The sequence below is a fragment of the Streptomyces sp. NPDC057002 genome (genome assembly GCF_042673825.1).
GTDB lineage: Bacteria > Actinomycetota > Actinomycetes > Streptomycetales > Streptomycetaceae > Streptomyces.
Genome location: NZ_JBHURZ010000003.1, coordinates 588347 through 600956 on the forward strand (window position 1 = coordinate 588347; position 12610 = coordinate 600956).

General features: G+C 67.5%; 24 protein-coding genes. All 24 read right to left on the reverse strand.

The annotated features are described in order from the left end of the window. Nucleotides 1–225: 225 nt before the first annotated feature. The 24 genes from ACFT32_RS17235 to ACFT32_RS17350 all read right to left on the reverse strand — a co-directional run bounded on the left by ACFT32_RS17235 (nt 226) and on the right by ACFT32_RS17350 (nt 12590). Nucleotides 226–909 carry a transglycosylase SLT domain-containing protein gene (locus ACFT32_RS17235; protein WP_382489744.1) on the reverse strand — a complete coding sequence of 228 codons (684 nt, stop codon included), beginning with the start codon at nt 907–909 and terminating at the stop codon, nt 226–228. Between the two features lie 80 nt (nt 910–989). Beyond that, a complete protein-coding gene (locus tag ACFT32_RS17240) occupies nt 990–1274 on the reverse strand; it encodes a hypothetical protein (protein WP_382489746.1) in 285 nt (94 codons plus the stop codon). Then, complete coding sequence (locus tag ACFT32_RS17245; RefSeq protein ID WP_382489747.1) at nt 1271–2011, reverse strand: N-acetylmuramoyl-L-alanine amidase; 741 nt, start codon at nt 2009–2011, stop codon at nt 1271–1273. The genes ACFT32_RS17240 and ACFT32_RS17245 overlap by 4 nt, the downstream gene beginning before the upstream one ends. Continuing rightward, nucleotides 2011–2322 (reverse strand): hypothetical protein, encoded by a 312-nt coding sequence (locus ACFT32_RS17250; protein WP_382489749.1) that lies wholly within the window; start codon nt 2320–2322, stop codon nt 2011–2013. The genes ACFT32_RS17245 and ACFT32_RS17250 overlap by 1 nt, the downstream gene beginning before the upstream one ends. Before the next feature lie 13 nt (nt 2323–2335). Then, on the reverse strand, nt 2336–3841 hold the full coding sequence (locus tag ACFT32_RS17255; protein WP_382489751.1) for a fibronectin type III domain-containing protein: 1506 nt from the start codon (nt 3839–3841) through the stop codon (nt 2336–2338). Further along, a complete protein-coding gene (locus ACFT32_RS17260; protein ID WP_382489752.1) occupies nt 3834–4010 on the reverse strand; it encodes a hypothetical protein in 177 nt (58 codons plus the stop codon). The genes ACFT32_RS17255 and ACFT32_RS17260 overlap by 8 nt, the downstream gene beginning before the upstream one ends. Next, nucleotides 4007–4408, reverse strand: a complete 402-nt coding sequence (locus tag ACFT32_RS17265) for a hypothetical protein (protein WP_382489754.1) — start codon at nt 4406–4408, stop codon at nt 4007–4009. The genes ACFT32_RS17260 and ACFT32_RS17265 overlap by 4 nt, the downstream gene beginning before the upstream one ends. Nucleotide 4409: 1 nt before the next feature. Further along, nucleotides 4410–4655: a hypothetical protein gene (locus ACFT32_RS17270; RefSeq protein ID WP_382489756.1), complete on the reverse strand. Its 246-nt coding sequence runs from the start codon at nt 4653–4655 to the stop codon at nt 4410–4412. A 106-nt stretch (nt 4656–4761) separates the two neighbouring features. Next, complete coding sequence (locus ACFT32_RS17275) at nt 4762–5013, reverse strand: hypothetical protein (protein ID WP_382489758.1); 252 nt, start codon at nt 5011–5013, stop codon at nt 4762–4764. A gap of 1 nt (nt 5014) precedes the next feature. After that, nucleotides 5015–5308 (reverse strand): hypothetical protein, encoded by a 294-nt coding sequence (locus ACFT32_RS17280; protein WP_382489759.1) that lies wholly within the window; start codon nt 5306–5308, stop codon nt 5015–5017. A 5-nt stretch (nt 5309–5313) separates the two neighbouring features. After that, nucleotides 5314–5883 carry a hypothetical protein gene (locus ACFT32_RS17285; protein ID WP_382489761.1) on the reverse strand — a complete coding sequence of 190 codons (570 nt, stop codon included), beginning with the start codon at nt 5881–5883 and terminating at the stop codon, nt 5314–5316. Next, nucleotides 5880–6647 carry a hypothetical protein gene (locus ACFT32_RS17290; RefSeq protein WP_382489763.1) on the reverse strand — a complete coding sequence of 256 codons (768 nt, stop codon included), beginning with the start codon at nt 6645–6647 and terminating at the stop codon, nt 5880–5882. Before ACFT32_RS17290 ends, ACFT32_RS17285 begins: the two co-directional genes overlap by 4 nt. 3 nt (nt 6648–6650) lie before the next feature. Beyond that, entirely contained in the window at nt 6651–6845 is a 195-nt protein-coding gene (locus ACFT32_RS17295) for a hypothetical protein (RefSeq protein WP_382489765.1), read from the reverse strand. Continuing rightward, nucleotides 6842–7126: a hypothetical protein gene (locus ACFT32_RS17300; protein WP_382489767.1), complete on the reverse strand. Its 285-nt coding sequence runs from the start codon at nt 7124–7126 to the stop codon at nt 6842–6844. The genes ACFT32_RS17295 and ACFT32_RS17300 overlap by 4 nt, the downstream gene beginning before the upstream one ends. Nucleotides 7127–7129: 3 nt before the next feature. Continuing rightward, nucleotides 7130–7498, reverse strand: a complete 369-nt coding sequence (locus ACFT32_RS17305; protein ID WP_382489769.1) for a hypothetical protein — start codon at nt 7496–7498, stop codon at nt 7130–7132. 116 nt (nt 7499–7614) lie between these two features. Then, nucleotides 7615–7902 carry a stage V sporulation protein S gene (locus ACFT32_RS17310; RefSeq protein WP_382489771.1) on the reverse strand — a complete coding sequence of 96 codons (288 nt, stop codon included), beginning with the start codon at nt 7900–7902 and terminating at the stop codon, nt 7615–7617. A gap of 63 nt (nt 7903–7965) precedes the next feature. Next, entirely contained in the window at nt 7966–8532 is a 567-nt protein-coding gene (locus tag ACFT32_RS17315; RefSeq protein WP_382489773.1) for a crossover junction endodeoxyribonuclease RuvC, read from the reverse strand. Continuing rightward, the gene (locus ACFT32_RS17320) at nt 8532–8996 is read right to left on the reverse strand and encodes a hypothetical protein (RefSeq protein ID WP_382489775.1); all 465 of its coding nucleotides are present in this window, start codon (nt 8994–8996) and stop codon (nt 8532–8534) included. Before ACFT32_RS17320 ends, ACFT32_RS17315 begins: the two co-directional genes overlap by 1 nt. Then, nucleotides 8993–9901 carry a hypothetical protein gene (locus ACFT32_RS17325; protein WP_382489776.1) on the reverse strand — a complete coding sequence of 303 codons (909 nt, stop codon included), beginning with the start codon at nt 9899–9901 and terminating at the stop codon, nt 8993–8995. The genes ACFT32_RS17320 and ACFT32_RS17325 overlap by 4 nt, the downstream gene beginning before the upstream one ends. Continuing rightward, a complete protein-coding gene (locus ACFT32_RS17330; RefSeq protein WP_382489778.1) occupies nt 9883–10245 on the reverse strand; it encodes a WhiB family transcriptional regulator in 363 nt (120 codons plus the stop codon). The genes ACFT32_RS17325 and ACFT32_RS17330 overlap by 19 nt, the downstream gene beginning before the upstream one ends. After that, nucleotides 10245–10559: a hypothetical protein gene (locus ACFT32_RS17335; RefSeq protein WP_382489780.1), complete on the reverse strand. Its 315-nt coding sequence runs from the start codon at nt 10557–10559 to the stop codon at nt 10245–10247. The genes ACFT32_RS17330 and ACFT32_RS17335 overlap by 1 nt, the downstream gene beginning before the upstream one ends. Next, complete coding sequence (locus ACFT32_RS17340; protein ID WP_382489782.1) at nt 10559–11605, reverse strand: hypothetical protein; 1047 nt, start codon at nt 11603–11605, stop codon at nt 10559–10561. Before ACFT32_RS17340 ends, ACFT32_RS17335 begins: the two co-directional genes overlap by 1 nt. Before the next feature lie 206 nt (nt 11606–11811). Beyond that, the gene (locus ACFT32_RS17345) at nt 11812–12228 is read right to left on the reverse strand and encodes a hypothetical protein (protein WP_382489784.1); all 417 of its coding nucleotides are present in this window, start codon (nt 12226–12228) and stop codon (nt 11812–11814) included. Beyond that, nucleotides 12225–12590 carry a hypothetical protein gene (locus ACFT32_RS17350; RefSeq protein WP_382489785.1) on the reverse strand — a complete coding sequence of 122 codons (366 nt, stop codon included), beginning with the start codon at nt 12588–12590 and terminating at the stop codon, nt 12225–12227. Before ACFT32_RS17350 ends, ACFT32_RS17345 begins: the two co-directional genes overlap by 4 nt. Nucleotides 12591–12610: the final 20 nt, after the last annotated feature.

A 12610-nucleotide genomic window follows, 5' to 3' on the forward strand; every position in this document is an offset into this window, starting at 1 on the left:
GAGGATTTCGTCGCGGACTTCGGCGGAGGAATGCCAGCGGTCCTCGTCTACGCCTTCGATCGGGTACAGCCGACCGAAATGCCTTTCACCGTTGGGGTACCGGTGCTTGGCGGCGGCGTATTCGAGGACCGTGTCTCCGCGAGGGTCACCCTTGTATTCGGGAAGAACTTCAGTGGACCGGCAGTCCTTGCAGAGAAGCAGGCGAATCTGGGACATGCGTTGACGCTAGTACCAGTGATTTTTCTGCCAGAAATTCCAGGCGCCGCACGGTGTTCCGTACCGGCTCTTGATATAAGAAAGCCCCCACCGCATCTGGGTGAGGGGGCTTGTGCGCCAGTCGGAGCCGGCCGATGACATCTTCGAGGGCGGTAGTGCCTGGAACAGGCCGTAGGCGCCGGAGCTGGGGTTCGTGGCCCGGTGATTCCAGCCGCTTTCCCGACGGAGCAGGTTGTCCAGGCAGTTGTACTGCGCGGTGGACATCTGGGATCGGGCGACGCTCTTGGCTCCGGCGACCGTCGCGGCCGGGGCTTTCACGGCCTTGCGTTCGGGCGCGGCGCGGGAGACGCGCTGTGCGGGGCGTGCGGCAGGCTTCTTGCTCTGCTGCGCGGTGGTGGTCCGCTTCGGCGGGGCCGGGGCCTTGCGCTGCGGCGGGGCCTGCGCGCTGGCCTGACGCTCGATCGCCTCCCGGGCCTTGTGATGGCCGAGGCCGAGGCGGAGCTGGAGGGAGGCCGGCGGCTTCTCGCGGGTCTGGTGCTGGGCGAGGGCCTTGGCGGGGGCCGGGTCCACTTCGGCGGAGTGGACCGTGAAGCTGGCCGTCATCAGGACGGCGAGGGCGGCTGCGGCGGAGATCCGCCAGGTGCGCCAGGAGATATCCGGGAGCTTGGGCCGGGACACGAGGTGGCCTTTCATCGGGGTCAGGACCCCGGCCATCCCGAAAGGCGTTCCGGCGTCCGTCACCCTAAAGGGCCGAAAAATGAGAGTGGTAGCCGCTACGCGGGCGGCGGTCCGTAGATCGGGTTGTGGGGCTTGGCGGGCGGGACGGGGTAGGCGGGCGGGCGGGCCAGGCCGAGGAACCAGCCGAACGCGGGGCTCACCTTGGCCTCCAGCACACGGAACAGGCCGTAGTAGACCAGGGCGAAGGCGCCAACGAGGGCCTGTGCGAGGGCCTGTTCATCGACGTCGATGTAGATGCGCGCGAGGAGCGCGGCGACCCAGCCGACGATTACGGGGACTGCGGTTCGCCAGAGCGAGACCAGGACGTCGTAGACGGTCATGTTTGGGGGACTTTCTTTTCCAGAGCTGCGATACGCGTGCCTTGCGCCGCGACGAGCTTTTCAAGGGAGGCCACCCGGGATTCGATGGTGGGGGTGGGCTTGCTGGGCGTGGGGGTCCAGTTCGAGGGGTGCTTGAGCCGCTCGGCGATGCGCTCGCGCAGGGACGGCATGGTGAAACCGCGCGGGTCGGATTTGTCATCCGACCATTCCAGGTGTCCGATGATGGACTTGGAGCCCCAGCCGTGGGCGCGGCAGATCGCGGCGGAGGCACGCACGATGGACTCGATCTGCTTGGACGGCCAGGGGTCCTGGCCGTTGCCGAGGTTTTCGCACTCGAAGCCGTAGAACCTCGAATTGCCGTCCACGCCATCGGAGTTGCCCTTGGTCGGCCTGGTGGGAGCGCTGCCGTAGGACTCGTTGATGACCTGGTCCAAGACCTTCGGGTCGCCGCCGCCGGCGTGGTTGGCCCTGCCGAAGCCGACCAGGTAGACCACGCCGTCCTTGCCGATGACCCCGTGGCACAGCGGTCCGGGCAGGCCCTCGTAGCCGGTTCGGCAGATCTCGACCGTGCGGGAGGTGCCGGAGGTGACCGTGTGGTGCACGATCACCCCGTGGACCGGTCCCCACTTGCCGACCGAATTGCGGTTGTAGGTACGCCAGTTGCCTATCTCGACGACGCTGACGCCCTCGGCGCGCAGGGCGGCGATGAGCTTGGCTGCGGTGAGCGGGTCGGCCATCACACACGCTCCGGCCAGTGCCAGGTACCGACGTCCTCCCCCTCCTGGCGGGAGGTGGCCCAGAACACGTCATTGCCGTCGAGGTGGACTTGGAGGTTGAGCAGGCCGCCCTCCCAGACGCGGACGACGACGGCCGGGAAGACCTGCCCTTCGGTGACCTGGTTGCCGACGTGGGCGATGGTGCCGTTCTCTTCGGCGTAGGAGCCGCTGGTGTAGGCGTCCTTGCGGCGTTTGTTGATTTGCTCGGCGTCGTACTCCGTGGCGCGGTAGAGCACGGTCCGTCCGACGGTGGGAGTGGGGGGTGTGGCCACTGTCTTCTCCCTCTCAGGAGGCGGGGGTGGTACCGGTGACGGCCGGGGTCGACTTGGTGCCCTCGCCCACGGAGTTCACGGCGGCGACTTGGATGGAGTAGGCGGTCGAGGCGGTGTAGCCGGTGAGGTTGGCCGTGGTGGTGGGGGCGGTGATCGTCGCCTTGACCGTCGCGCCGTCGTAGACCTTGTAGGAGGTCACCGGCGGGTTGGCGCCTGCGGGGGCCGTCCAGTTGACGGTGAATCCGGTGGGGGTGGCACCGGTGACGCCGACGCCCGTAGGTGCGCCCGGGGCGGCCGGCGTGGGCACGGTGCCGGTCAGAGCGGTCGACGCGGGGCCCGTGCCGGCGCTGTTGCCGGCCTGGACGGTGAAGGAGTAGTTCGCCCCGTAGGGATAGGTGAACGTGACGTGCGGGGCCGTGCCGAGGGGCGCGTTGACGGTGGTGACCTTGCGGGTGCCGTCATAGATCGCGTACCAGGCGGGGGCGCCGTGGGTGCTGTCGATGGTGGGCGCGGTGAGGGTGAGCTTGACCTGGCCGTTGACGATGGGGGTGGTGGTCAGGGTCGGTGCGCCGGCCTGGCCGGGGGCGACCGAGGAAGGCGGGATGACACCGCGCAGGACGGGCGAGAACGCCGAGTAGGCGGTCCCGTTGGAGTCGGTGCGCACCGCGCGGACTTTGAGGGCGAACGGCTGGCCGGGGGCGGTGTAGTTGGGCGTGTCGAAGGTGACGACCGTGGTGCCGGAGCCGGGCTGGTTGACCTCGCCGATCTTCGTGTCGCTCTCGAAGAGGCCGATGCGGCTGGGGTCCATGCCCTCGGTGTTGTCGCGGGCGCTGTTGTCGAAGATCTCGTACTTCGTGACGTTCGCGATCTTCGTCCAGCGGAGCTGAATGGCGCCTCCGCCGGAGGTGGTGATGACCGGCAGGGCAGCGGCGAAGTCGACGTCCTGCGGGGGCAGCGGCGGCAGCGTCAGGGCGCGGAGGTCGTAGCCGACGGCCGGGGTGGTGAGGGTGAGTTCGTCGGACTCGGGCCCGTACTCACCAGCCTGGTTGTGCGCGGCGACGGTGACGGTGTACTCCGTCTCGGGCTCGATGGCCGTCCACACGGGGTCTTCGGGGTCGGTCTTGTCCCAGAAGCCGTTGACGGTGGCCGAGGATTCCCCGCCGGGGTGGTGGAGTTCACCGGTGGTGTTGATGGTGATCCGGTGGCCGGCCACGCCGACGCCCTGAAGTCCGGCGACGCCCATGTAGTAGCTGTCGGCCGGGTCGGCGTCAGCCTGGCCGATGTTCGAGCGCCAGAACAGCGTGAACTCGTAGGGCTCAGTGACACCGTGGGAGTGCGGATCTCCCTCTGTGTCGAGATACCAGATCGGGGCGGGCGGGACGACCTGGTCGCCATACTCGGCCGGCCTGGCGGCCAGGCGCTCCGCCGGGGTGGCGGGCGGGTAGTCAGCCAGGCCGACCGCGCTGCCGGGCTCGGCGGTGAGGTCGCCGGTCGTGTTGAGGTTCCACTTCTTAGCCATCGGCGTTATCGCTTTCCGGAGGGGCCTTCAAAGGCATGGGGGTGTCGGGGTCGCGAGGGACGGGCGGGGGGTCTTCCGGAACGAATTTCGCGATGAGTCGGATGAGGGCGAGGCCCATGGCGCTGATGAAGATGGAGACGACCTGGGCCGTGACGTCGGTGAAGTTCATGGCCGCTCCCGCAGGTGACGCAGCCAGGCCGAGAAAGCGACCACGCAAACCCCGAAGACTGCGAGGGCGTTGGCCATCTGCATTCCCAAAGTCGCGGGCGAATTCATCAGCGAAACGGCGCTGAAGGCGAGCAGGTAGGCCGAGATCACGCCCATCAGACGGAGGCTGGAGGACTTCAGCGAGTACACCAGCGAGACGACTCCGAGAACCACGCCGATCGAGACGTAGACGAACGCAATCCAGTACGTGGCGGTGAATTCCTGCGCTTTGACCACGGAAAACGGTGTCACGGTGCCCTGGGCCTGCCGCAGAGCCGTCGCGCCGACATACACGCTGATGCCCGCGCCGAGGATCTTCTTCGTGATCATCGGCGGGTAGATGAACGAATGCTGCCTCACGTCACAGTCCTGGCCGGTAGGGGTTGGGGGTGGCGACGTAGCCCGGAGTACGCGTGGTCAGGCCGTCGGGGCGGTGCTTGACGGGCGCCTCGTGGATGCCGAACCACAGGTCGTTGAGGTTGCGGCGGGCGTTGTACGTGGCGGGATCGACCTGGCCGCCTCGGTCGCGGTTGACCTTCTTGTAGCCGCAGTCCGTCAGGCCCTCTTCGAGGTCGCCGGTCAGGGAGCGCTGGGGTGCGTAGCTCATGCCGAGTCCCCCTTCTTCTTTTGCGTGGTCTTCTTGGCGGTCCGCTTTGGCTTGCGCCGCAGCCGGCGGACGAGTCGGGTGATGATCGAGGAAAGGGCCTGCATGCTCACTTCTTCTCTCCGAGCTTCTTCACAGCCGGTGCGGCACGCTTTTTCGATCCGCCGGCGGGGACTCCGGCGCCCATCGACCTGCCGACGGTGATACCGGCCTGGAATTCCGAAGTGGTCGACGGCGGCTTCGGGGCGTAACGGGCAGCACTCCGCTGGTCCTGGAGGTTGGACTTTCCGTGCGTTACGCCGGTGACGTTGTCGCCGCGTCCGGTGCGGCGGCGGTCGGTTGTGCGGGTCGCCTTCGGCATTTCACATCACTCCCAGAGCTGGCGTGGAGGTCGCGGAATATCCGGACTGGCGCTGGCTGTAGTCGACGCGGGAGCCGGGGTAGACGTCGTCGAGGCGCGCGATGTCCGTGATGGACAGGGTGTGTTGGGCGTATCCGAACCTCGGCGGGGTCCGGCCGATATTCGGGACGGGGGGCTTTATGCGCCGCACTGCGTCGGGCGGCATGTCGGTCCACTCGGCGAGGTAGTCGCTGACCTGCTGCTCGCGCAGAGAGGACCAGGGGCGGCGGGCGTAGATCGAGTCCTGCCGGAGCATGACCATCACCTCCAGGCCGGGCGGAGGCGCTGGAGCTGGGCGCGGCGCTCCTCGTTGACGGATGTGAACGGCGGCGTGATCTCTTGCGTGTAGACCCTCTGTGCGGTAGCGAAGCGGGCCTGGGTGGCGACGAGCGTCTCCGACTTGCCGTCGTTGACCAGGGGGCTGCCGATCATCGAGCCGCGCTGAGTCCAGCGCTCGCCGCGTGCCTGGGCCTCAAGGGCGGCGGCCGGGTGGACCTGGTCGGTCCAGTAGTAGTCGGCCGGGTCGATGCGCTCACCCTTGTGCACGCCTCGCTCGTACGACTTCTGCGTGGCCCTGTTCCCGATGTTGTTCAGGAGCCGGTCCTGGCGGCGGGTACCGGCACCGATCGTGCCGAGGTAGCCGTCCGGGTATTCAGCGGACGGCACATGGCCGGTGTCCATCAGCCGGCGCGCATCGAGAATGTCCCGGGCCCCGGTCATCAAATAGCCGCCCGAGCCACCGTTGTAGCTGATCGCTCCGGCTGCGCCCGCCTGGTAGGGCGGGTTGTAGACGAGATTGGAGTTGGCGCCTGCGCGCTGCGGGTAGCTCATGAGCGCATCCACCCCTGGTTGGTCTTGTAGGCCGGGTTGCCGGAGCGCTTGGGGTCGGTGGCGATGGCGTTGATGGACTGGAGGGCCTTGGCCCCGACCACAGCCCCGGCGCCCAGCGCGCGGCCGGCGCGAGCCATGCCCGGTGTGACGCGGCCAGCAGTACGGCCGGGCGAGGACGGCGGTGCGGCCGGGCGCGGGGGTGTGGTGGGCCGGGGCGGTACGACGGAGGGTGCGGGCTCGTCGGGCTCGGGGGGCGGGCCGAAGCGCAGGCTGGTGTTGCGGTACGCCAGGCTGTTGATGTCCGCCCGTCGGCCGGGGCCAGCCGGGGCCGACGGCGGTGTGGGCGGGGTGAGGTCGGGCACCGGACCGGGGGCGGCAGGTGTGGACGTACGGGTGGCCTGCGCCGCGCGCTGCTGCGCTGCTGCCGCGCGGGACTCCGCGAGGCTCTGGCGGTGCTGGGCTGCCTGGGCGCGGGCCTGGGCGGTGGCGACGCGGGCGGCGCGTGCGGAGTCGTTGGCAGAACGGATGTCCGCACGTGCCTGAGCGGCGGCACTGAGTCGGCCCGTGCCCGCCGGACGGGAGCCGACCGGAGGGTTGGGCAGTTCAGGCTGAGTCCAGCCGCTGGGGGTGTCCGGCTGCTGAGGGGCGGTGGGCTCGGGGGTGGGCGGAGTGACCCGGTGATGGCGCATCGCCTGATCACCGAAGCCTCGGAAGGCCCGCTGGCCAGGGCCGGGCTGGGGGAACTGGTCCTGGTTGAACTCCATTGCTCACCTCCCTGCGGTGACTCCGTGCTGGAACTCGGAGATGGCGGTGCTGCGGCCGGTGCCGGCGTCGGCGGCGAAGTCGCGGTCCGGGGTGGTGGGGGGCGCCGGGGCGAGGGAGCCGTCAACGCTTGTGCCGGTCAGGCGGATGGCGCTGCGGAAGTCGGCGATGGGGCTGGGCGAGGTGACGGCGGTACTCATGAGCGGGCCCACCCCAGTCCGTCGCCGGCCGGTGCGGGGGTCGGGATGGGCGCAGCGGTCTGGTTGGGACTGTTGCCCTGGCCGGCCCTGTAGCCGCTCGCACCGAACTGCGCGGCCGACAGCATGCGCGAGCCCGTGGTCGCGGCCGGGGCCGTGCCGGCGGAGATGGCGCCGGAGCGGGCGGCGGAGGTGACGGCTGCGCGGCTGGCGGAGGTGGCGGCGCCTCGGGCGGCCGTGGACAGCCCCACCCGGGCGGCGATTCCGGCAATGACGGGCAGCATGGCTCAGCCCTTCTTTCCGGTGGCCGCTCCGGAGCGGAACCCCTCCTGCTCGCCGAACGCGCTGGGCATGCGGTAGCGGCCGGTGGAGGCGCAGCAGGCGCAGCCGTCGCCGTGGAGGGACCGCTTGACCTGGACCACGCCGGTGGGGCCGTAGGTCTCGGAGGCCGAGGTCGTGCGGTGGCTGCGGTGAGTGTTGCGGCCGTTCTCGTTGCCGCCGGACTTGGAAAGGCCCTGGCGGCTGGCAGTCTGCCCGCCCTGGGGGCGTACCCAGGAGACGCGGTGCAGCTCGTCGCCCATGGTCGGGAACTGGCCGGTGGACAGGGCGCTGCTCGTCGAGGTCTTGCCCCGGTTCGGGGGTGTCCAGTGGGTCATGTTCTTCCTCCGCGCGGTGAGGGGCCCTCGGGAGTCAGAACATGATCATTGTGCGAGTCAGAAATGCGCGGGCCTGCTGGGTGGAGTTTAGGGCTCCGGGATTTTCACTCGGTATTTCACGTCCCCATAACCCGGATCGCGATACCGAGGATCTCACCTTCCGGGGTCTTGCTGCGGAAGAAGTTGATCTCCTCGATGAGCTTCGTCCCGAAGGAGCTGACGAAACTCTGCGCAATGGGGATCGCCTTGACCGCCTGGTTGATGGCGCCGGCGCCGACGGCCTTGAGAACGACCTGGTTTCCGGACTTGATGGCGTGTGCGATTGCGGAGCCCAGTTCCGGAGGGGGAGTGACCGACTTGACGCGGAACTCCTTCTCCTTCACGGGTGCGGTCTGAGTCTGCACGGCAATTACGCTCCCTGCATTTGAGCTGATGCAGGGAGCGTATGGCGGTGGAATTACCCCGCGTTATGACCGTGCCCTGACGCGGGGCGGCTTCGGGTTGAGAATGGAGTCGATCACCTCGGCCTGGAACTTCAGCTCAGGCAGGTGAGTGCTGTCCAGACAGGCGGCGATGCGGGCCAGCACGTAGGCATCGGCGGCGTCATGGCCGGACGCTTCGAACTTCCAGCGCATGTAGACCGAGAGGAGAATCTTCTCCTTTTCGGCCCTGCCGCTGCCAGTGACGAATTTCTTGACGGTCGCCGGGGCGACGGCGTGCAGGAGATGTGGCGGGAAGACCTGAATGAGGGCCAGACGCATCACGCCGCCCAGCTCGCCCAGCTCCTCGCGACGGTACGCCTTGCCGTAGGCGTAGCCCTCGAAGCAGACCTGGCGAACGGTGCCGGCGGCCCGCAGAGCCTGGAAGTGCTCGCGCAGGATGTGGTGGACGTGGCCCAGGCGCTGGGGGCCAGTCCCGGCCTTACCGGAAGAGAAGTCGAAGACGTGCTCCACCGCGCTGTCGGCGGCCGGGTTGTACGAGACCACGGCGCAGCCGGTGTAGGACTGGTCGATGCCGACGTAGAGGTTGGGCATCACACGCCCCACTTGCTGTAGCGGCTTTCGGCGCTGTTCTGGCGGCGCGAGAGGTCGCGGGAGCAGAACTGTGCACGGCCTTCGGCGTTCTTGTGGACCATCTCCAGGGCTTCGACCAGGGCGAGGGTGTCGGCGTGCTTCCTTTCGTCTTCCTGGACCTGGTCGTCGGCTGCTGCTGCGGCTTTGCGGCCGGCCACGGTCTTCTCCGTGGAGGCGGCGAGGGCGGCGCGGGCGGTGGAGTGGTTGAGGTTCTGGCGGGCGGCGCGTTCGTTGGCTCGGGCCTCGACCACGCGCATGGCCGCGTACGCGGTCCAGCTCACGTACTCCCCGTAGAGGACCATGAGTTGCCGGTCGTCGAGTCCGGTGACGTCGGCAGGGAGCGGCGGCATGAACCCGTCGGGCTTTTCCTCCTTCTCGAAGCCCAGCTTTTCGAGGCGGTTCCACAGTTCGTCGGCTGCGCTCACTTCTTCTGCTCCTCGAATTCCAGGCACACGGCACAGCCGGCGCGACCGTTGATGTTGCAGAAAGGCGGGGTGTCGGCCTGGAGGCAGTCGACGATTGCGGCAGCGGCTTCGATGAGCGGCTCGGAGAATGACTCGTCGTAGTTGACGGTGAAACTCTTCGTCTCCTGTGTGGGTTTGAAGTCGTAGAAGAACACCGTGCGCTCGGCCGGCAGATCCTCGAAGTGGTTCGCGAGGTACATGTAGAGCTGGGTCTGGCGCACCGCAGTGGGCAGCGGCCGGCGGAAGTCACGCCACAGGCGGGTCAGGTCCGGGACGCGGCCGTGCTCGGTGTCGACGACGTACCGCTCCAGGAACTCGGGACGCTCGAACCTCAGTGAGCCCAGCCCGAGGGTCTTGATCTCGATGAGTGCGTTGTCCTCGGGGCTGTAGCCGTCGGCCTTTCCGCCGATACGCAACGGGTCGGCGTTGAGGGGGACTTCGGCGTACTCCAGGCAGGAGGGCGGGGCGCCGCAGGTGTGGCACTCAGCCGGCGTGGTGTCGTTCCAGAAGACGTCGCCGCAGTACCAGCACTTCCAGTCGCCGGCCAGGCGGCCCATCTCCTTGAGCCATGCCTGCCATTTCGAATGGGTGCGGTGGCCCTCCTCGAAGATGTTCTCCCGCGTGAAGGTGGTCGTACGCTTTTCGGCGGGCTCGACCTGGAGGCGCAGCCGGTGGAAGGCTGCGAGGTGGCACCAGTCGGCCTTGACCATTTCGCTGGGGTGGAGAATGTCCTGCCGGCGGTCGGAGGGTTTGCCTGCCTTCTCCAGCACGTGCTTTTGCACGTCGCCGTAGAGCGGTTCAACGGCTTTCGCCGCGTTGAGGTATTCGGTGAGGCGGGGTCCGCCCTTTACGACGCGTGGGACCACTGACGCTCCTCGGATGTGGGGGCTTCTTCGCTCGGGGGGTGCCAGGTCCAGCGTTCGGGCATTCCTGGGTAACGCATGCGCATTTCGAGGCGGTCTTTGGCGGTCATGCCACCCCAGATGCCGTAGTTCTCCCTGTTGACCATGGCGACGTGGAGGCATTCGGCCCGGCGGGGGCAAATGGCTCCGTCGTAGGTCCCGTTGCAGATGTCCAGGGCCAGGGGTTCATCGGAAAAGAAGATGTCGCGGCTTCGGGTGGGGGTCAGTGAGCCGTCGCGGCATTTGGCTTCCCCACGGTGATGCGTCGGGGACCAGTCGGGTGCATTGATGACGGCACGGATTCCCATCAAGCGTCCTCCTCGTGCTCAATGAGGCGCAGGAATGTCTGCTCCGAGATGACGACCCAGGTGCGCCCGCACATTTCAACAGCGAGAGCCATGTCCCTCATATCGAGGATGGCATTCTTCTCAGCGTTGACCAGTGTGGAGTGGGTGAGGGTGAAGCTGCTGCGGGTGGTCGTCTTGCATTCGATGGACCAGGCTTTGTTCCGGACGTCGTTTTTCACCGCCCACCCATTTCCGGAACCGGCCGTGGTGGTGCCGCCGATTTTGGAGGCGAGCCGCTTTTCCTGGTCGCGGGAGGCTTTGATTCGGCGGTCCATCAAGCCGCCTCGGGCCGGACGTGCGCCAAGACGTCTGCGCTGAGCTGCTCCTGGAGGTCCAGGTCTTCGCGGATCGCGGCGTTCATCTTGGGCTGGCCGTGCCATTGGTAGTCGCCGTACTTGTACCAACTGCCGTCGAGCTTGATGACGCCGTGGAGGATGCCCATGGTGACCAGCTCGGCGGTCATGTCGTACTCGCCCTTGAGGATGCCGGTGGTGCTGTCGGCGAAGTAGAACTTGATGGTGGCAACCTGCTGTGGGGCGGCGCTCTTGGACTTGATGGTCTTGAGCTTGATGACCTGGCCGACGCGGGTGCTGCCTCCGCCGGGCCGCTTCTCGTCCAGCCATTCAGTGCGGCTGACCTCGACCCGGTTGTAGTACGCGTAATTCTTGGCCTTTCCCCCGGGGGACGTTTTCGGGGTCACGCCGGCCGGTGACCAGGCGCCGATCTGGTCACGCCATTGATTGATGAACAAGGCCAGCAGTGGCCGTTCCTCCTCCACCAGAGAGCGGCGTGTGGCGTTTCCGGCCTTTCGGAAGAATTTCCCGGTCACTCGGGCGCCGGCGGAGATGGTGGCCTCGTCCATTTCCTTTTCGGCCTCGGCGTCGGCCACCAGTGCCGGGTAGGAGTCCAGGACCACCGCGTCGAATGCGCGGGATTCCGCTGCGCGCAACATTGCGGTGTAGGCGTCTTCCATGGCGTTGGTGGAGTAGACCGCGACACGGTCGACGTCCACGCCGAGAGCGGTGGCCCATTCGTTGTCGTAGTGCTCGGCCGCCACCCAGAACGTCTGGAATTCGGGGTCACGCTGCTGGTTGGCTGCGATGGTCTTGTGGACGACCGTCGTCTTTCCCGAGCTTTCCGCGCCGAGGATTTCGTTCCACTGGTTTCCCGGCCAGCCGCCTCCCAGCATCACGTCGAGGCTGAGAGAGCCGGAGGGGAAGCGCGGGACGATGGGCATTGTCGAGGCGGCGATGACTGAGCCTGGTCCGTGTTCCTTATTGATCCGCGCCATTACGGCGCGAGCCTCATCGCTGAGCGGCATACGACGACCGTATGGACCGAAAAAATCACCGCACAGCGCCAAACGGGTGGCTCATTTTTCCATTTAGCAACGGCCGGGATGGGCGACCATTCCTAGGCAGACCGGGGTTCGCGCGGGTTCGATCGATGCTTCTTTCACCACGGGCGCGATGCTGTAGACCGCGACCGCGAACGAGGCGAAGATGATGCTGCTGTAGAGAAGGCGCACTACATCCGCCCCACGATCAGGTCGGGCCGGTAGCCGGCGCCCTTCGGCTCGTGCAGGCTGGCGCGGGACGGCGCGTCCTTGTTGGCGATGGCCACGCCCTGGGTCGAGTTCTGCACCGGCCAGCCGCAGTCGAAGCAGGTTGCCTGGGTGTTGGGGGTCGGCCGCCAGTAGTGGTCGCTGTGGCAGGAGGGGCAGTGCTCGGTCTGCCGGGCCGACTGCGCCCGGTCGGTCTGGTAGGCCCGCTGGAGCATCTCCGGGGGCTGCTGCGGCGCCGCCGGGGGCTGCTCGGGCCGGGTGTAGGTGGGGTGTGCCCACCACGGTGCACCGGTCGGCGTGAGACCCGCCGGCGGGGCTGCGGGTGCCTGCGGCGCTCCGTCGGTCTGGCGGAGCTTGTTGAGCCAGAAGTCAGAGGTCATCTCTCCACTCCCAGAGTTCCGTTTTCGAGTAGATGCGCAACGACGGTGGCTACGGCCGTACGGCTGACGAGGTGGTACATGGCGCGTGCCCGTGCACAGTCCTCGTCCTCCTCTTCGTCGCTGAAGATATGAGTGAGCTTGTAGATCACTTCCGCCGCGACATCGGCGTGTGAGAGCGCCTCGTCGGCGACCTCGCCGAATTGGTCGATCCGCATATGGGATTGGCGGTGCTCGATGTCCTCCACGTCTGGGCCGGCGGGCACCAGTCCGAGGAGTCGGCACACTTCGTGGTAGTCGTGGCACGCGACAATGTCGCGGAGCATTCCACGAAAGAGGACCGGCGCTGAGGTTTCGGTGGGCATGCTGTAAGCGTAGGGCGGTT